Below are 18,841 nucleotides of genomic sequence, written 5' to 3'. Positions count from 1 at the left end.
ATATGAAAAGTAATGTAATAACCCTCGCGCTTGCCGGCCTCATGGTGAGCGCCACAGCGCACTCGGCTGTCGTCACAATCTCCGCTCTTGATCTCCGCTCCGGTGGCGTGTACGGTCACGATGCGAATGTTGGCACCCCGTGGACAGGGACCCCAGCAGTCCCGGGAACGCAGGTAAGCGGTGGTACGGTTTTGATCAACGAGGACCCGCCTACCAACGTGAATACCGCGGCTAATCCCCTAGACTACTTCGTCCGGTACTCGGGTCTCGATCTAGATGGGGACTCGACTGCAAACGACACCGTGTCGTTCACGATGAGGTTTGATGGCTCTGGGGCGTCGCCGAACGCAATGAATCAAGGCATCGATGCTGGTTTTGGTAACTTGGAGGGAATAACTATCTCGATGCTTAGCGTTTCTGGAACGACCACTGACAACGGTGACATTATTGTTTTCGATGGTTTCACCTCGATCAACATCGGCAAGGGTTCTGGTATTCCGGCAAGCGGTTCGGTCGATGTGACTGGAGCTGGTGAAACGACGCAAACAGCTAATGTTTCAACTACCGAAAACACTTTTCAATTTGTCCAAGACTCGATTGATTTCACGGGTCCCGTTGCGAGTATCTTGCTAAACAATTCTGTCCAAGGGGCAGCGGGGACTATGGTCGCTCGGAACTACGATCTTCAGTTCAGCACCACTCCTATTCCGGAGGCAAACTCCTTCGCATTCCTCGGTGGTTTGATTGCGATGGGTTGCGTAGTTGCACGGCGGCGTAGGTAGTTTCCCAGCGTATTTTATCTTCTCAGGCGCTCGCCCACTGTGGCGGGCGCTTTTTTTTGGTTTGTTGAAAGTGGTTCTTCCTGGCTCAGAAATATCAATGGATATAGACTTTTGTAGTGGACGACAGGTGGTCGGTATGTAAGTTTTGGGGTATGGATTTGCCCCGAGAACCCGAGATTTACCACTGGATCGACACTCCGACACCCCTCGGCGCCCTCAACTATGCCGGTTTCTTTGTAACGGATCAGGATTGGGGGTTGAAGCAGATGCGGAGCCTCGAATTCTACTCACTTGCCCTGATCATTGAGGGTGGGGGTGTTTTTCGGGACGAGAACGGCATTGAGACGGAGGTAAAACCAGGGGACTGTATTGTGGTGCCGCCGGGCTTGACTCACCAATACGGCTGTCGGACCGGTGGGTTCTGGAAGGAGATCTACGCTTGTTTCCATGGCGACGCTTTCGATCCGTGGCGGGAGTGTGCAGGTCTTGAACAGCGGCAGGTCTTCCACTTGGGGAGCGTCGATCTGTGGTTGCCGCGTTGGAAGCGGATCGTCGACAGCCGGCCACGAAATCACTTTGAAGCCGTTGTCACGCTATCAGATATCCACCTCCTGCTGAATCACGTCTCGGCTGCGGACCGGGCGGATTGGAGCTTTGAAGAACGCATGATTGCCAGCCGACAGCACCTGCAGTCCCTGCCACCCGAGGATCAGCCGGACTGGGAACTGCTGGCCAACGAATGCGGTTGCAGCTACGAAACCTGGCGCAAGGGCTTTACCAAGCAGTTCAATGTGTCTCCGATGCGCTATCGCAGGGCGGCGTTGATGCGGCAGGCAGGTCGCCTGATGACGCGCACCAGTCTTTCGAACGAAGAGCTAGCCTCTCAATTTGGCTGTAGCGACGGCTTTCACTTTTCCAAACTCTTTAAATCTGTCATGGGAGTGACCCCTCAGGACTTCCGCAAGCAAGTGAAAGCCGTTGCAGAAGGCAACTGAGCTTTCCTCGCTGTTTCTCTCCTACAAACTTTTAACCCCGATGAATTGCACGAGTAAACCCACGCTCGCTTTGAGTTCCTATTTCTTATTTGCGAGTCTCCTTTTGATCGTGAACGGAGTTTCTGGTGAGACGAGGCCGAATGTCATCATTATCCTGTCCGACGATTCCGGTTATTCGGACCTGGGATCCTACGGAGGAGAAATCGAGACACCGAACCTGGATCGGCTCGCAGAGAATGGAATGCGTCTGACGAACTTCTACACGAATGGAAGGTGCAGTCCGACCCGTGCCTCGCTGATGACCGGACTCGAGTCAGCCAAAGTGGGATTTGGTGGCGGTGTGGTGGGCGATTGGTCACGTGAGATGCCTTTCCCAGCAAGGCGCGGCCGCCTGTCGTACGATTTTCCGACCCTTGCCGAGCTTCTGAGAGACGAGGGTTACCAGACCTCAATGGTGGGCAAGTGGCACCTGGGAGGGAGTCTGATGAAGTTTTCGGAGGGACTGCAAAAAGCCTGGAAGCAGTCTCACGAAGGCTGGGAGTTGACGGATGAAGAGATTGAGGCCGATTTCCTCGCTCTGCCGAAACAGCGCGGGTTTGATGAGTACTTTGGTATTTTCAAAGCCCAGGATAATCTCTTTTTCAAACCCGGCCAACCGCACCCGTATGTGGATGGCAATGAAAAGGCCGAGATCGAATACGACCGCGACTACACGATTCACACTTATCCATCCGAGCCGGGCACGCCCTACAGCCAGAATCACGGGAAAAGCGGACCGGTCTTCCACGCCACCGATGGGATCACCGACCGAGCCATCGAAATGATAGAGGATGCCTCTAAGGAAGATGCGCCTTTCTTCCTCTATGTAGCCTATCGCGCTCCCCACCGTCCTTGGCAGGCGCCGGAATCTTTAGTTCAGAAGTACCTTCCGAAATACGAAGACCTACGGGCTGCCCAACGCGAACGTGTGGAGCGCTTGAAGTCCGAGGGTCTTTTCCCCGACGATGGCGCCTACAAGCCGAGCTGGCTTCCGCCGGATCAGGACACCTTCCGTCGGCAGCTGGCGTTGCATGCAGCGATGATGGAGGGTATCGATCAGAACGTGGCTCGCTTGATGCAAGCGCTGGTCGACACTGGCGAGCTGGACAATACGCTCATCCTTTACTTTTCGGACAATGGGTCAGTTTCCAAGCTCCATGAATTCATGAACGCTCCCTACCGGGGGAGTAAAGCTTTGGTCTGGGAGGGCGGACTGAAGTCTCACTGCATTGCCTACTGGAGGGGTCGCATCGCTCCCGGCACGATTTCTAATGAGCAAGTGTGGGTCGGTGATTGGATGCCCACGATACTGGACATCATTGATGCCGATTATCCCACAGAGTTCCGTGGTAACGAACTTGCGCCGATGGACGGGCGTAGTGTGGTCTCTGTCCTCAAGGGCGAGTCCATTGCGCCGCATGAAGTGCTTTATTTTAACGACAAGGGACAACAGAGTGTCATTTACAAAGGCCGGTGGAAGCTTCTGATCGAGCCCGGTTGGTATTTACAGACGATTGCTAAACCCGGGATTGTTCACGAGTTGTACGACCTCGAAAACGATCCTTCTGAGTCGAAGAATCTGGCAAGGCAAAACCCCGAGCTCGTCGAGCAGCTTGCAAAGATCGCCCGGCAACGGGAGTCCGATCAGGAAATCGTCGACTACGCCGAGGTGGTCAAGGTGCGGCCACGTGACCCCTATTGAACTCAGTTTGCTCAACAAAATTGGAAAAAGACCGAAACCGTTGGAAAATTTAATGAGAGTCGATTCAACACCGCGCCAAACCGTTCCGCTTACTGAAGGCTGGCGGTTTCTTCTTGGCGATATGGAGGGTGCCGAAGCACCGGTCTTTGACGATGGTGATTGGCGATCGGTTCATATCCCCCATGACTGGAGCGTCGAATCCTCTTTTGACGAAGGTCTGGAAGGCGCGACGGCCTACCTACCCGGTGGAATCGGCTGGTATCGAAAGAAGTTTCGTCCCCTGGGTACGGAGCGGACGTACCTTCACTTCGATGGCATCTACAATCACTCGACAGTTTATCTGAACGGGAAAAAACTGGGTGACCACCCCTATGGCTATTCGCCGTTTTACTTCGATATCACGGATTGGATTGTTGATGGCGAGAATGTCGTTTCTGTCCGGGTCGATCGTAGCCGTTACTGTGACAGCCGCTGGTATACCGGCTCCGGAATCTACCGACGCGCCGAGCTAATTGGAACATCGGAGACCCACGTTCCCGTCTGGGGCACCTTTGTGACTACTCCGGAAGTTTCGAGGGATCGTGCGACCGTCCGGATCGAAGTCGAGATCGCTGGTCCTCTGGACGAAGTCACAGTGGAAACAGAAATCGTTGATCCGACCGGCGAGACCGTCGCCAAGGTAGAGAGCGCCGCCTTGGACAAGGTCACACAGATTGCGGAAGTTTTGGATCCCGAGTTCTGGGAATTGACTACGCCACAGCTTTACCAAGCGGTGACCCGAGTCTGGATGCGTAGTGAACTTTTGGATACCTACGTCACTCGATTCGGTATCCGCACGATTCATTTCGATGCCGACAAGGGCTTTTTCCTGAACGGGAAGAACACCAAGGTTAAGGGTGTCTGCCTGCATCACGATGCCGGCTGTGTTGGTGCAGCTGTGCCGGATGATGTCTGGCGGCGTCGACTCGAAACACTGAAGGAAGCGGGATGCAATGCGGTCCGGATTGCGCACAATCCGGCTTCCTCTGATTTTCTCAGTCTCTGTGATGAGATCGGACTCCTCGTTCAGGACGAGTTCTTTGATGAGTGGGACAACCCGAAGGACAAACGTCTGAACATGAATGATAGGCACTCGGACTACATTTCGAGGGGTTATGCAGAGCATTTTGAAGAGTGGGCTGAACGGGATTTGAAGGATACGATTCGCTCGCATCGGAACCACCCCTCGATTTTCCAGTGGAGCATTGGAAACGAGATCGAGTGGACCTATCCGCGCAACGCGGAAGCGACTGGTTTCTTCCATGTCGATTGGAGCGGAAATTACTTCTGGGATCAGCCGCCGAATTCGCCAGAGGAAATCAGGCGGTTGCTTGAAACCCTTCCCAATGGCGAACACGGCATCGGTAGAACAGCGCAGAAACTCTCAAAATGGACGAAAGAGCTCGATACCTCGCGTCCGGTAATAGCGAATTGTATCCTTCCTTCCTCCAGCTACCTGTCCGGCTACGCAGACGCTCTCGATGTAATTGGATTTAGCTACCGGAGGGTGATGTACGACTACGGTCACAAGAACTACCCCCGCCTCCCGTTGATGGGAACCGAAAACCTACCTCAGTGGCATGAGTGGAAGGCTGTTGCCGAGCGACCTTTTGTCGCCGGTACCTTTCTTTGGACCGGAATCGACTACCTGGGCGAGGTAGATAACCGCTGGCCGGTCCGTGCCAACGAAAGTGGTTTACTCGACACTGCTGGTTTCCCACGAGGTTCCTACCACATGTTGAAAACCCTCTGGTCTGATGATCCGCATCTCCATCTCACGACCCAGACGCTGGAATGGTCTCCGTACTCTTACGACGAGAAGACTGGTTTCATTGGAGAGGACGATCCCACTGCCTGGGAGCGGAAACTCTGGGCTTGGCAAGAGGTCAACACGCACTGGAACTATACTGACGGCGAGATGATAGCAGTCGAGGTGTATTCGAATTCCGACGACGTTGAACTGTTTCTCAATGGACAATCGCTCGGTTCCAAGAAGCTTTCGGATTTCCCTGACCGGATCTTCAAGTGGGCCGTTCCGTTCGAAGCGGGAAAACTCGAAGCGAGAGCAGCCGCAGCAAGTGATGCGATCGAGACGTCCGGCAGTCCGGTCGGAATTGAGCTCATGCGCGACGGCGTTCACGTCATCGCTCAGCTGGTCGATGAGGAGGGCCGTCCAGTGAAGTCGGAAGAGCGAGAGGTGCGGTTCAGTGTATCGGGGGTTGCCCGTATCCTTGGCGTGGACAATGGCAGCATTTGCAGCACCCAGGATTTTCAGTCGGATCGACTTACAACCTCACAGGGTAGGTGTTTGCTTGTGCTCTCGGATAGTAGTTCGGGAGAGGTTTTTGCCCATTCGCCGGAGATCGAATCGGCTCAAATCGAATTAGAGGCCTATGCAGCGCTATCTTAGAGTCTGTGCCATGGTAGCGACTGCTCCCTTTTTGTCTTGTGCCGAAAGCGAGAACCGGACCCATAGCTTGGTTTCGCTGGAAGAAGGTTCGCTCCACCCGAATATATCGCATTATGATAGCCGCATTTTGGGACACCGCGACGACGGGCTCCTAGTCGAGGCGGGTGGTTCTGAAGCGTGGCCAAGCATTACCTTTAGCTCAGGGGATGACGCTTGGGACTTGAGGGGTTACTTTCGGGTTAAAGTGGATGTAACCAACCTCGGTAGCCTTCCGCTGTTCGCTGGCATTCGGCTTGATTCGAAGAGTGCCGGCCAGACAAATACCCCGCAGCATGCCCAGGGATTTGAGTCCATCGAGCCGGGGCAAACGATGACCATCAGTATGCGTCTCAGCACCGAGGACTGGATTTTTGATGAACCGCTTCCGCTGGTCGGTATGCGGCGTGCGCCGGGAATCGAGCTGATGAATCTCGCTGCTGTTGAAAAGATTCAGGTTTTCATTGGTCACGCTGATGAGCCGAGAACCTTTCTGATACAAAACCTTCGCGCAGAAGGAACTGTTGAGATCCGACCGACAGAGGGATTCTTGCCTTTCGTCGATCGGTATGGACAAAACAAGCACAAGGAGTGGCCGGAAAAGATTCGCGACGACGGCGACTTTGCGAAGGTGATCCGGATTGAAGAGTCAGATCTTTCGCGAAACCCTGGAATTTCCAGCTGGAGCCGATTCGGTGGTTGGAAGGACGGACCGAAGCTCGAGGCGACAGGCTTTTTCCGGGTCGAAAAGGTCGACGGCAAATGGTGGTTCGTTGATCCCGAGGGATACCTCTTTTGGTCGAATGGACCCACCTGCATGAGTCCCGACTTTGGCTACACTGGGGTTGAGGGCCGGGAACACTATTTCGAAGGACTGCCCGAAGATGGGAGTGAACTCGCTCAGTTCTACCAGTTGAGCAATTGGGCACCGCACGGCTTCTACTCAGACAAGATTCCCTATCGAATCCTTCAGGTTTACAAAGCGAACCTTTATCGGAAATACGGAGAGGATTGGCTGGAGAGTTTTATCAAGATGGCTCATCTTCGTTTGCGTAGTTGGGGAATGAATACAGTGGCGAACTGGGCGCTGCCGGAGCTTTACCGTGGAAACGATACCGCCTACATCGCGAGCTTCTTTGTCGTGGGCAATCGCACGCTGGAAGGCTCTGAAGGCTATTGGGGTAAATTTCACGACGTGTTCGATCCCTCGTTTCGCGAGTCGGTCAAGAATGGCTTTCGAGAACGTCGTTTTGAAGCACAGGACCCCTGGTGCATTGGCTTTTTCGTGGATAACGAGCTTTCCTGGGGGAACGACGGGATTTCGCTTTCCTTGGAGACGCTGACAAGTCCGGCCGATCAGCCCGCCAAGATCGAGTTTGGGCGGGACTTGAGACGCAAATACCGTGATATCGAGTCTTTGAATCTTGCCTGGGGAACTGGCTACAGGTCTTGGACGGACTTCCTCGAGACGCGAACGGTTCCCTCTATCGATCGGGCGATCGGAGACCTTCGTAGTTTCTACCGCAAGACAGCGGATACGTACTTTCGGACGATTAGAGAGGAACAAAAGGCTGCAGCCCCAAATCACCTTTACATGGGTTGCCGGTTCGCGTGGGTGAATGACACCGTAGCCCTTTCGTCTGCGGAATACTGCGATGTCGTCAGCTACAACAAATATGAGCGCAGCATCCGAAGCATGCGCTTGCCCTACGATACTGATCGACCGATGATTATCGGAGAGTACCACTTTGGTGCGACCGACAAAGGACACTTTCACCCCGGTTTGCGCGAAGGGAAGGACCAAAACGAACGCGCCGAACTCTTCAAGGACTATCTACAAAGCGCGCTGGAGAATCCTCAAATGGTCGGCGTGCACTGGTTTCAATGGGTAGACGAGCATTTTGCCGGAAGAGCCGATGAAGAGAACTACAACGTCGGTCTCGTCGATATCGCAGACACGCCCTACCGGGAGATGGTCGAGGTCATCCGTTCGGTAGGCAAGAGAATGTACCCCTTCCGATACGAATACAAATAAAGCCATGACTGACACCCCAGCCGAGAACGAAGAATTCGATATTGATAAGACTAGACCAGAGGACGTTGTTCCTCTCAAGGAGAAGATCGCCTACTCTATGGGGGTAGTCTCCGATCACTATGCGAACGTTTGTCTGGCTTTTGTCTTCATTACGCCTTTCTTTGTCGACTTCCTTGGCCTGGGAGCTTCGGTAGTGGGTTTGGCATTGGCAGCGGCACGGTGCTGGGATGCATTTACGGATATATTTGCGGGTCGGTTTTCTGATTCCTGCAAGAGCCGCTTCGGTCGCCGGAAACCTTTTATCTTTGTCGGCGCTATTTTAACTGGCTTGCTCTTCCCGACCATCTGGATGGTTCCTGATGCTTGGTCGACGACGGCGATTACGGTTTATCTCTTCGTCATTCTGATGCTGTTTTACTCGGTTTATTCGATCTTCTCGGTGCCCTACGAAGCATTAGGTGCCGAGCTGACGCCGGACTATAAGGAGCGGAGTCGTATTTTCGTGGTGCGGAAGTATGTGCAGGAATTTTTTAATCTTGGGATTGTCTGGATCTTTCCTCTCGCTGCTTGGTTAGGAACGTTTGATTCAATCGGAGGTGAGATTGGAGGTGTTCGCACGGTAAGTTGGATTGTCGCAGCCGTCATCATCGGTGCGGGTATTCTTCCCTCCATATTCAACGTCGAGCGATACAAGCAAATTGCGGAGAAGGAAGGGGCCGGATCTTTTATAGGTGCGATTAAGGCGCTGCTCGGGAATAAGCCTTTGTTGATCGTTGTGGGTGTGATCTGCATTTACCTTTTCTCAATCTTGGCAACGGCTAATCTCTCTTACTTTGTCAACGTATACTATATCTACGGAGGGGATTTCGTTAAGGGAGCCAGCCTTGGCGGGATAGATGGAACTTTGCGACTTTTCTTTGCTCTCGCTGCTGCTGCAGTGATCGGAAAGCTGACTAACAAGGTGGATAAACATAAGATCATGATGGCGTCAGTGGTCGTTCTGATTGTCGCTTTTGTTGGGATGTATTTCACGACCTTGCCAGGCCGTCCATGGCTCTCACTTGTTTTCAAGCCTCTGGTTGCTGTTGGCGAGTGTGGTTTTTGGGTCTTAATCCTCTCGATGCGGGCAGACGTTTGTGATTGGGATGAATATAGGTCCGGGACTCGCAGCGAGGGTCTGATCGCTGCGATAACGAACTGGTGCAACAAGATTGCGATGACCATTGCGATTGGGATTTCAGGATTCGTTCTCCAATTCGTCGTCCAATTCGATAGTAAACTCCCCGATGAGGTGAAGGCCGAGATAACGATTCAGGCCGAGGAAGAGTACGCAACGCTCTCTGATGCGGACAAGTATGCGGGAGAGGGCGAAGAGCCCATCTCGCTCGGCATGTATACCGACAATCTCGAACGGAAGGCAGTTATGGAGCGGCAAAAGCCAGGGACGATGGAGCGCATGCGCTTACTCTACTCTCTCCCACAGGCAGGCGCGCTCATCGTTTGCCTCATCCTTCTTTGGCGATATCCATTGACCAAGGCAAAGATGACAGAGATTCGCCGAGAGCTTGAAGCACGCCGCGGAACTACCTCGTCTCGTTGAAGACCCCTCTATCGAACATGAAAAATACATTTGTATTCTCTGCGAGCTGCACACTTTTCTCGTGTATAGTCTCCCATGCTGCTGACGTTGAGGTCCATCTTCGCCCGGATACGATCCGCAACATAGGCGGCGTGACGACGTTTGATCGCGATCAGTTTGTGACTATCCACGAGTCTTATGGCTCGAAGGATATGACGGATGAGGAGATCGCGTTTTATGAGGATACACTCGACGTGCGTTATGGACGGGACGGGGGCTTGCTTTCGTGGCAGGCCTCTCAAGTGGAGGCGGATCCGATGGATCCGAACATGCCCTCTGTCGAAAGCATCAAAGAGGCTGCCGAGCTCTACCGCGAGAGCCTTCGCGGTCGGCAGCGGGATCAGCATGAGAAGATGCGGGAAGTGGTTCTTTGCACGCATCCTGAACTGATGCATGGAGTCCCGGGAAACGATTATACGGAATGGGGCCCGCGCAACTATGAGGCGGCGGCCGAATTTACGGCACAGCTGCTCAAGCATTTCTTTACCGATGAAGATCGACCGAAGTATTTGGAGGTGTTTAACGAGCCGTTTGTGAAGATCAAAAACATTGAGGGATCTTCCGTTCAGACGATGTCGGAACAACACAACGTCGTTGCCGAGCGTGTCAAAGAGCTCACCCCGGACGTAATGGTGGGAGGTTATGCGGCTGCATGGATCGAGCTCGAGCACGACAACTTCGGTCATTGGGATCGGTGGCAGAAAGAGTTCATGGACATCGCGGGTGAGAACATGGACTTCTTCTCCTACCACCTCTACGATGGCGTAAACGTTGAGGGAAATCCGCGCGATCGCACTGGGAGTAATTCTGAGGCGATCATGGATATCATCGATACCTACAGCTACCTGCGATTTGGCTACGCGAAGCCCCTCATGATTACCGAGTATGGAAAGATTCCGGACGGCAATATGGATTCGCTCAACTACAGCCCGGAGCGCTCGGCCGGAATGCTCTATTCGATCAACGGTCAGCACATGACCTTTATGGATCATCCGGACCGGATCCTGAAAGCCGTTCCGTTTATTCTTGGAAAGGCGATGTGGACTTACGATATGGATCCTGACGGAGAGCCTGGTCAGGCCAATCCTTTCCTGCTTTGGCGAAAAGATGCCGATGGAGACTTTGTCATGACCGATCTTTTTCTGTTCTACGATTTTTGGAACGGAGTCGAGGGAGAGTGGCGAGCGGCGACCAGTTCGAATCCAGACGTGCGGGTCCATCTGTTAGAGGACGATGACCGTTTGATCGTGATTCTCGCTAATCTGGACAGGAACCCCCACACCGTGTCCCTGTCCGGTTTGGAAGGAGTGGATGCGACTTCGGTCCGACTGCGTGAGCTGGTGACAGACACGGAACACCCCGTCGTAGGAGAACGACTGATGGACCGCATTCCAAAGACAGTCGAGCTGGGTGCAGGGATGGGGGCAATGATCTTCATCGACCTCGAGGAACCCCTGGTGCCGACTCGCCAGTTGCGGGAGTATCGCGTCTACGCGGAGAACTACCTGGAAGACATAATCGCGGATACGCCGATCACCTTTACCTTTCAAAACACGCCCACGGGTCAAGGGTCGGCTATTGTGCGCGTTTCGCCGGGGCGCCAACTGGGTAAAGCGGTCCTGCCGAGCAGCATCACCTTCAATGGACAGCCGCTTGACATCCCCGATAACTGGGCGGGCGACGATCAGGCAGGACGTTCAGCGTTCTTTGGGATGATCGAATTCCACGTCCCGATGGAGATCGTAGGTGAACGCAACGAAGTAGAGATAGTTTACCCGGACACCGGCGGAAAGCTCGCCAGTGTGGTGCTCCAGGTGAATCGCGAGGAGGAGGTTTAGCGAATGTCTGAGGAGAAGAAACTGAGCGCCGCTTCGAAGCGAGCGATCGAGCGAGGCTATTGGGAGAAGGGTTCGGAGTGGTTCTGCGAGTTTAAACTTCAGGATCTCGGCGGGGACTTTGCTTTCGAAGAAGGCGTAATTCGTCGCGACCCGAGTGCCGTCCTTCAGGTCGACGGTGTCTACTACTGCTGGTATACCAAGGGAACTGGAGAGACGGTCGGATTTGGATCAGAAGACCCGGATGATAAGGTATTTCCCTGGGACAAGACGCAGGTTTGGTATGCCTCTTCAAAGGACGGATGGGAATGGAAGGAAGAGGGACCGGCGATTACCCAAGGGCCCGCCGGCTCTTTTGACGACCGGGCCTGTTTCACCCCCGAGGTGTTGGAGCACAAGGGACAGTTCATTCTCGTTTACCAAGTGGTCCAGGCGCCTTACCTGAACCGTTCGATTGAGCAAGTGGCGATGGCTGTTGCAGATAGTGTCCACGGCCCTTGGCGAAAGTTGGATGCGCCGATCTTATCGCCAGCGACCAATGGCAAATGGAAGGGTGATATCGACAATCGTTTCATCGTCGAGGAAAAGGGCGACTTCGATAGCCACAAGACGCACGACCCTTGCCTGCTCTTCTTTAGAGAGAAGTTTTACCTCTACTACAAGGGCGAGACCATGGGGGAGGAGATGACGATGGGCGGCCGCGAGATCAAGTGGGGGGTTGCGATTTCCGACAAGCTGGAGGGTCCTTATGCCAAATCACCTTACAACCCGATCACCAACAGCGGCCACGAAGTGTGTTGCTGGAATTATAAGTCCGGAATCGCGGCGATGCTGATCACCGACGGGGTCGAGAAGAATACCATTCAATTCGCTGAGGACGGCGTGAACTTTGAGATCATGTCCCACATTAAGTGGGGCCCGGAGGCCGCCGGGCTGGTCAAGAGCCTCGATGCCAATGCCGAACCGCTCGCCGGTCTCGATTGGGGCCTTTGCCACCAATATGATGAGAGCTGGAATTGGAACTATATCCGTCGTTTCGAAAAGCACATCCCCTGGAGCGAGATGGGCGAGTACCACTGTTAAGAAAACTATTATGAAAAAGTCTGCCCCGATCCTTATTCTACTGTTCGCGATGCTCTCTGCGGCTTATGCCGAGCGCACCCAGCCGAACATTCTTTTCATCATCACAGATGACATGTTCGAGGACCACTACGGTTTCCTGGGAGGTGAATCCTTGACCCCTCACATGGACCGTCTGGCCAACGAAGGGATTTACTTCGAAAACGGGTTTGTTTCGTCGAGTGTGTGTTCGCCTAGTCGCTACACGGCGATGGCGGGTCACTACGCCAGCCGCTGCCCGCAACCTTATTTCCAGACGGGAACCACTGAGGATGGAGTAACCCGAATTCTTTGGAACCTAGGCTTTTCCGAGGATCAGCCAAACATTCCGAGGGTGCTCCAAGCTAATGGTTACGCGACAGGCTTTACCGGAAAATGGCATCTCAATGGAACAATGCATTTGGTGACGCCGATCGAGAAGGGTAGTGATCCGTATGATCCGGAGATTCAGGCCATCATGCACGAGAATCAGGAGATTATTGCCAACGAGATTAAGCGTTGGGGATTCGATTTCGCGCAGGCGGTCTACGGAGGCAATCCGGACGACGACAAGACGTTGATCAACACTGGGACAAACGTCCACAATCAGGAGTGGAACACGAAGGCCGCGATCGACTTCATCGAGGCTAACAAGGATCGGCCTTGGTATCTTTATTTCGCTCCAACGCTCATGCATGTACCGGATACCTACGCGTCTTTGACGGGTGATCCCCGCCTGAGCGGGATGGGTGTTTTGGATGAGCCGATTGTTGGGGTGCAGCCTTCCCGGGAATCCGTTCTTGAGCGAACTGAGGCAGCTGGGATACCCAATCGCAACAAGGCAGCGACTTGGCTCGACGACGGCATTGGCGCAATCTTAGCGAAGATAGAGGAGCTCGGCCTCGCGGAGGACACCCTCGTGATCTACTTCAACGACAACGGCATGGAGTACAACTCCAAGGGGACTAACTACCAAGGCGGGATTCGCACACAAATTATGGCCTATTGGCCTGGGGTGATCGAGCCCGGCGCGCGCCCACAGGAGCTGGTTCAAAACGTCGATTTTGGCACGACTTTTTTTGATGCGGCAGGGATTACGCCTCCTGATGATATGATTCTCGATGGTCTAAGCTTGATGCCGGTCTTCCGAGGTGAGTCTCCAGAGGATTGGCGGACAGCGGTTTACAGTGAGATCGGGCTGGCACGGGCGGTTTCGACCTCAGACTGGAGCTACGTGGCCTTTTACGTTCCGCCTAGTTTGGAAAGAATAAAGGAAGAGCGGGTCAAGGAAGCGAAAGAGTATTATTATGGAGAGATGCTCGAAAAGAATCCCTGGATGGCAGACCAATACCCTTTTCTTGAAGATGCACCTTACTTCCAACTCGGTATGTCACCAGGTGGTTTCGCATTTGAGCGTTGGCAGCTGAAGGATCCAGAGAACACCCCGTGGGCTTCGAGTTATTTTGATCGGGACCAATTGTTTAATCTACAAGTCGATCCCAAAGAATCGACCAACCTCGCCAGCAACCCCGAATACGCGGGTCGGCTGGAGAAAATGCAAAAGCTACTTGTCGAATTTCTGGACGACGTGCCCGGCACCTATCCGGGCCTAAAGGACTGATCATCGAACTCTTTCAAATCGTGAGAAATCTATTCTTTTCCGTGTCTGCGACTCTTGCGGTCGCGTGTTTTTCAAACGCTGAAGATTCCATTCTTTCCTCAACACCTGAAGAAAGTATCTCGAAAATCGTTGTTCGTCCGGAAGTAACCCGGGCAGTCGGGGGCGTTTCCGAAGTGGATCGAAAACGTTATTTTGCCGTCGCTGATCACGGAGGAGGATTTGACCAGCGGATGCCTCCTGAGATTTACGACTACCTAGTCAACGATCTTGGCGTCAGTTTCGGTCGACAGCTGGGTCCAGTGATGTGGACGGCGAAATCCATCGGTGAAGACCCGAATCGTCCCGGCTTCGCTAACACCGAAAAGCTCAGAAGCAGTAGGGTGCCGGAATCCGGTGTGCGATTTGTGGATGACCTGGGCCCGAATCTCGATGTAGCCGCGCACGGCAATCATAATGCCTACCCCGAATACATGGGAAGATACCAGCTCGAGGGTGCGACCTATGGCGGTAAGCCGGAGTGGGTCCCGGAAAACATCGAGGCGGCGGTAGACCTTGCGACCGCTGTATTCAAATACAACTACAACGACTTCACTCGTCCGCGCTATTTCGAACCGCTGAATGAACCGCACTGGAAGTATTTTGTGGATCAACATTTCGCCGACTGGCACCTCGCGGTAAAGGAGCGATTTGAGGAGGAGTTGCCGGACGTTCTTGTGGGGGGTATGTGCCAATCGGTTTCCTACTTTTGGCGGGAGAACTACCAAAACTTTAATGGGATGTCCGGCTTCTACGACAACACCGATGGGCAGATGGATTTCTACTCTTTCCATACCTACGACTACTTTGACTGGGTCGATGGCGATTTCCGTGGCCGGGTGCAGTCCGGTAGCCCACTCGAAGGGTCGCTGGACCTCCTGCAGAACTACACGATGCTCCAGGATGGTAAGGAAGTGGATGTAGTGATCAGCGAGCAGGGTGGTTACATCAATGTGCAGCCGAAAGGCGAATACGATGGAGAGCGTCTCGCTGCTCAGATCGCTGCTGAGTTTTTTCCGGAAGATACCTGGGAAAACGAGCTGAAGAAGCGGTCGATCGTCGCCTTCGTCCATACCAGCAGCATCATCGCGAATACGCTCACGCTCATGGACCACCCCCATACCGTGGTGAAGTCGGTGCCTTTCCTCCTGCCCAACACATGGGCATGGGATCCGAAATACTATGCGGGTCTTTACGTGCCGGAAAACTATACCGACGAGTCAAAGTGGGTGCCCACTCACATGCTTGATTTCTACAAACTCTTTCGTGGTGTCGATGGAAGACGCGTCTCTGTTTTTTCCGACGACCCCGACTTGCAAACGCGTGCCTTCGTTGACGGCTCGAAGCTCTATCTAGTGATCAACAACCAGAGCTGGTATCCGGAACGAGTGGTTCTTGAGGGAATTGCAACTGACGAGGTCGAGCTTCGTCGGTTCGGTCGCAACGAGGATTTTACGGCTTACCTTGATGAGTCTAACGAACCTACGCCCCATCAGCTGGAGATTGCGGGTCGCGAGACGATAGTGCTCGTTGCGGATTACGGAACGGAGATTGCCGAGACTTCCACGGTCAATGAAGTGAACTGCTACGGGGATCGTACCCGAGTCTTTTTGTCTGAGGGTGCCGATTTTAAGGTAAAGGTTCCCGTTGAGAAAGAAATCGAATACGCGGTTCTTCGGGTGGGGTTAACCCGGCCGAGTGGTTCAAACCCTGATCCCGTCATCACACTCAATGGTCAAGAACTGGACGTGCCGCTCGAAGATGCGGCAGATCGTTTCGATAAAGGCGAATACGCTATGACAAAGATGGTTTATCTGGAGCCGGACCAGCTTCTCGAGGAAAACACAATCAATGTTTCGTTTGATGACGGGGATGATGGTGCGGTTGGTTCGGTAGTCATTCGGGCGGCGGTCCGCGAATGATTGGAGATCTGGAACCCAGAGACTGAAGGATGGTGATAAGGGGACAGAAGAAGCAGGCCAAAAGACCGTTGCTCCCCTCAATGATTGTCGTTGTAGCGATTGCGCTGCCGGCAGCTCTCTTTCTCTACCTCCAAACAAGCGAAGACGAGCTTGTAGAGCAGGCGGTTCCTGAACCGGTTGCGAAGAGCGCCGAGAGAGAAGTGGAGCCTGCGCCGGTGGTTGAGGTCGAGTTACCGAGAGTTGTCGAAGTAGTTGAGGAGCAAATTGTCCCAGAAGAACCGGTCCCCCAGGAAGTTCCTCCGCAAGAAGTGAAGGAGCCAGTGGTGATCGCAGATGATCGCTTCAAAACGTATACGCTGGTGTCGTCAGGCGGACGTGAGCTCGAGGCCCAGATCCTCGATGTCGTGGGTGAGTCCGCTTTCATCCGGCGTTTTGACAGGAGAATTTTTGAGATTGGTTTTGACCGGTTTGATGCGAAAACGCAGGCCCTGGTTGAAAATTGGCGGGAACGCTACGCGCACTTGGTGACCGACGAGCAGAAGGCGTTCCTGACTACGCCCCCGGAGGAAAGAGTCGCTGAGCAAGAGGTTGCCGCGATTGATTCGGCTGATGCTCAGGTTGATGACGGAGAGTTGGAAGGGGATGTTACCGGGCCCTATCTGAAGACGCGCATCCGTGGAGTAGAATGGGAACTGGTCGACAACATGTCCGACGAGTTTGAAGGACGACGGATGGATGAAGACAAGTGGCAGCTCGAACCACGGGCGAACGGATGGGTCTGGATTGGCCGCCCACCGGGCCTGTTTCGGGCTGAGAATGTGCGGGTGGAGGACGGCAAAATGAAAGTCACGGTTGGAAAACTCGATGAGCCAGTCGTCGTACGGGGAAATGAGTTTCTTTACGAAGGAGCGATTGTGAGATCGCTGAACGCAGGGGAAGTTGGCTGGTTTTACGAGTGTAAGATGAAGGCAAACGCTACTGAAATGTCATCGACGTTTTGGCTGATGACGAAAGGCCATCCGATTAAAAAGCTGGAGTTGGATATTCAGGAGTGCGTTGGGGTGGTTTCTCCCGAGGCGGATCCGTGGGCGGCCGGATGGGACCGGATATATCACTCCAACATGATCCATCGTGCGAACAAGCACAATCCTGAACCAGTTCAGCACCAGGGCAGCATCAAACTGGATCGCAAGAACTCGAGCCGCTACTTCGTTTACGGAGCGTGGTGGAAGTCCGAATACGAAGTGGATTTCTTCCTCGATGGTGAGTATGTTTATACGATCCAAGCACCAATTGAGTGGGATGTGCCTGCCTACTTGACGATGGCGATCGAGACCTACGACTGGAATCCGGTGCCGGAAGAAGAAAGTAGAGTCGAGGAAGGCTCGGAAGAGGAGCGCACGACATCCTATGAGTGGGTGCGGACTTGGAAATCGATTCCGAACTGATCGCCAAGTGCTCTGGAAAGCCCTGTAATCTTTGATTGCCAACCTCCACGAATCCCAAGAAAAGGATCCTTGTCATGAAAACTCCTCCCTTATCCCGAATTCTGACTCTTACGGGTCTTTCCTTTGTCTTCTTATCCGGCCCTTTGCTCCTGGCAAATGACGATGCGGCGATCGGGTCGGCAGTTCTGAAGATTATGCCGGGATCGAACCAGGTGCAGAAGTCAAACTTTGGGAAGAACTCCTTCCAGCTTTCCAATACTGGAGACAAAGATATTGTGGAATTTGAGTTGGACGTTTCCACGGCCCTATTTCCCGACAGTGTTTTCGATCCAGAGGGAATCGCGGGTGACAGTGTGGCAAAACCGCTCTCGATTGATAAGGATGAGGGGACCGGCTTTGTGCCTCTGGCAGAGGCTGAGGGTAAGCCCTACCTCGGAGATGGTGGAACAAAGGGCTACCGTGGATTGCGACTCACTTTTGAATCAGATCGTGCGGATGGTTTTAATCCGGGAGAAACGCTCGGATTCTCGATCGATATGGATCCCAATTCAATTGCGGGAACGAAAAAGCGGCCCCTCGATCAAGGCAGCTCTCCGAAATGGGATGTCGGTGGTGTTTCTGGTGCCGAACTGATTGGTTCAGTTTTCACGGTGGTTTTTGCAGATGGTTCCGAGGCTAGCGGACAGCTCTTCTCAACGGGAACTCAGGCAGGCGCTCAGGGCATAGCGACACAACTTCCCTTGGACGAAACGGCGGATTTGTTGGTAAACGGGAAAAAAGGAGGCGAGACCGGAACTTATTCTCAGGGCGGGCCTACGGTCATGGTTTCCGGTCCGAAAGGCAGTCTGGTGCGCGTTGTGTTGGCAAAGGGTTTTATCCAGCCTGTCTCTCCCTACAACGAGAAACTGGAGAAACAACTTAGGCGGCTCGAGAGAGAAGCGTTTCCTGCAAACAACGCTGTCGAGTTCCAGTTCGCCGATGTCAAGATGACAGGCGAGTTGATCGATATCTCAGAGAATTTTGATTTTGATGGAGTGTCCGGTTACGATTTTTCCCAAGACCCAGAGCAGCCTTTCAGTATCGATGAAGACAAAGTGCCTTTGGCTTTCGTGGCGGCTGTGGTCGACCCTGATAACCAGGACATGCCTCTTGGACCAGTCACAGATCCTATCTACCTCACTTTTGAGTAGGTCTTGGATCCGCC

The 18,841-nt window shown here is 53.5% G+C and carries 12 protein-coding genes; all 12 read left to right on the top strand.

Annotated features, from left to right (window positions below; translation table 11 throughout):
* The first annotated feature begins 2 nt into the window (after nt 1-2).
* The 12 genes from AAGJ81_02315 (at nt 3) to AAGJ81_02260 (ending at nt 18,827) form a co-directional block, all read left to right on the top strand.
* Complete coding sequence (locus tag AAGJ81_02315; protein MEM0964973.1) at nt 3-782, top strand: hypothetical protein; 780 nt, start codon at nt 3-5, stop codon at nt 780-782.
* Nucleotides 783-934: 152 nt separating this feature from the next.
* Entirely contained in the window at nt 935-1,777 is an 843-nt protein-coding gene (locus tag AAGJ81_02310) for an AraC family transcriptional regulator (protein MEM0964972.1), read from the top strand.
* A gap of 40 nt (nt 1,778-1,817) precedes the next feature.
* Nucleotides 1,818-3,518 carry a sulfatase-like hydrolase/transferase gene (locus tag AAGJ81_02305; GenBank protein ID MEM0964971.1) on the top strand — a complete coding sequence of 567 codons (1,701 nt, stop codon included), beginning with the start codon at nt 1,818-1,820 and terminating at the stop codon, nt 3,516-3,518.
* 52 nt (nt 3,519-3,570) lie between these two features.
* A complete protein-coding gene (locus tag AAGJ81_02300) occupies nt 3,571-5,967 on the top strand; it encodes a glycoside hydrolase family 2 TIM barrel-domain containing protein (protein MEM0964970.1) in 2,397 nt (798 codons plus the stop codon).
* Entirely contained in the window at nt 5,951-8,038 is a 2,088-nt protein-coding gene (locus AAGJ81_02295) for a beta-agarase (GenBank protein MEM0964969.1), read from the top strand. The genes AAGJ81_02300 and AAGJ81_02295 overlap by 17 nt, the downstream gene beginning before the upstream one ends.
* Before the next feature lie 4 nt (nt 8,039-8,042).
* A complete protein-coding gene (locus AAGJ81_02290) occupies nt 8,043-9,638 on the top strand; it encodes an MFS transporter (protein MEM0964968.1) in 1,596 nt (531 codons plus the stop codon).
* Between the two features lie 17 nt (nt 9,639-9,655).
* On the top strand, nt 9,656-11,515 hold the full coding sequence (locus AAGJ81_02285; protein MEM0964967.1) for a beta-agarase: 1,860 nt from the start codon (nt 9,656-9,658) through the stop codon (nt 11,513-11,515).
* Between the two features lie 3 nt (nt 11,516-11,518).
* Entirely contained in the window at nt 11,519-12,595 is a 1,077-nt protein-coding gene (locus tag AAGJ81_02280; protein MEM0964966.1) for a glycosyl hydrolase, read from the top strand.
* A gap of 10 nt (nt 12,596-12,605) precedes the next feature.
* Nucleotides 12,606-14,231 carry a sulfatase-like hydrolase/transferase gene (locus AAGJ81_02275; protein ID MEM0964965.1) on the top strand — a complete coding sequence of 542 codons (1,626 nt, stop codon included), beginning with the start codon at nt 12,606-12,608 and terminating at the stop codon, nt 14,229-14,231.
* A 20-nt stretch (nt 14,232-14,251) separates the two neighbouring features.
* Nucleotides 14,252-16,189 carry a beta-agarase gene (locus AAGJ81_02270; protein MEM0964964.1) on the top strand — a complete coding sequence of 646 codons (1,938 nt, stop codon included), beginning with the start codon at nt 14,252-14,254 and terminating at the stop codon, nt 16,187-16,189.
* Nucleotides 16,190-16,218: 29 nt separating this feature from the next.
* Nucleotides 16,219-17,637: a hypothetical protein gene (locus AAGJ81_02265; GenBank protein ID MEM0964963.1), complete on the top strand. Its 1,419-nt coding sequence runs from the start codon at nt 16,219-16,221 to the stop codon at nt 17,635-17,637.
* A gap of 74 nt (nt 17,638-17,711) precedes the next feature.
* Nucleotides 17,712-18,827, top strand: a complete 1,116-nt coding sequence (locus AAGJ81_02260; GenBank protein MEM0964962.1) for a hypothetical protein — start codon at nt 17,712-17,714, stop codon at nt 18,825-18,827.
* The last annotated feature ends 14 nt before the right edge of the window (nt 18,828-18,841 follow it).

The sequence above is a fragment of the Verrucomicrobiota bacterium genome, assembly GCA_038744685.1.
In the GTDB taxonomy this organism is placed as follows: Bacteria; Verrucomicrobiota; Verrucomicrobiia; order Opitutales; family Puniceicoccaceae; genus Puniceicoccus.
This window is presented reverse-complemented; position numbering and strand designations above follow the sequence as displayed.

Excerpts from the sequence above, each read along its gene's own strand:
- AAGJ81_02280 (MEM0964966.1), top strand. The coding sequence starts at position 11,519 with ATGTCTGAGGAGAAGAAACTGAGCGCCGCTTCGAAGCGAGCGATCGAG.
- AAGJ81_02265 (MEM0964963.1), top strand. The coding sequence starts at position 16,219 with ATGGTGATAAGGGGACAGAAGAAGCAGGCCAAAAGACCGTTGCTCCCC.
- AAGJ81_02295 (MEM0964969.1), top strand. The coding sequence starts at position 5,951 with ATGCAGCGCTATCTTAGAGTCTGTGCCATGGTAGCGACTGCTCCCTTT.
- AAGJ81_02300 (MEM0964970.1), top strand. The coding sequence starts at position 3,571 with ATGAGAGTCGATTCAACACCGCGCCAAACCGTTCCGCTTACTGAAGGC.
- AAGJ81_02285 (MEM0964967.1), top strand. The coding sequence starts at position 9,656 with ATGAAAAATACATTTGTATTCTCTGCGAGCTGCACACTTTTCTCGTGT.
- AAGJ81_02260 (MEM0964962.1), top strand. The coding sequence starts at position 17,712 with ATGAAAACTCCTCCCTTATCCCGAATTCTGACTCTTACGGGTCTTTCC.
- AAGJ81_02290 (MEM0964968.1), top strand. The coding sequence starts at position 8,043 with ATGACTGACACCCCAGCCGAGAACGAAGAATTCGATATTGATAAGACT.
- AAGJ81_02315 (MEM0964973.1), top strand. The coding sequence starts at position 3 with ATGAAAAGTAATGTAATAACCCTCGCGCTTGCCGGCCTCATGGTGAGC.
- AAGJ81_02275 (MEM0964965.1), top strand. The coding sequence starts at position 12,606 with ATGAAAAAGTCTGCCCCGATCCTTATTCTACTGTTCGCGATGCTCTCT.
- AAGJ81_02310 (MEM0964972.1), top strand. The coding sequence starts at position 935 with ATGGATTTGCCCCGAGAACCCGAGATTTACCACTGGATCGACACTCCG.
- AAGJ81_02305 (MEM0964971.1), top strand. The coding sequence starts at position 1,818 with ATGAATTGCACGAGTAAACCCACGCTCGCTTTGAGTTCCTATTTCTTA.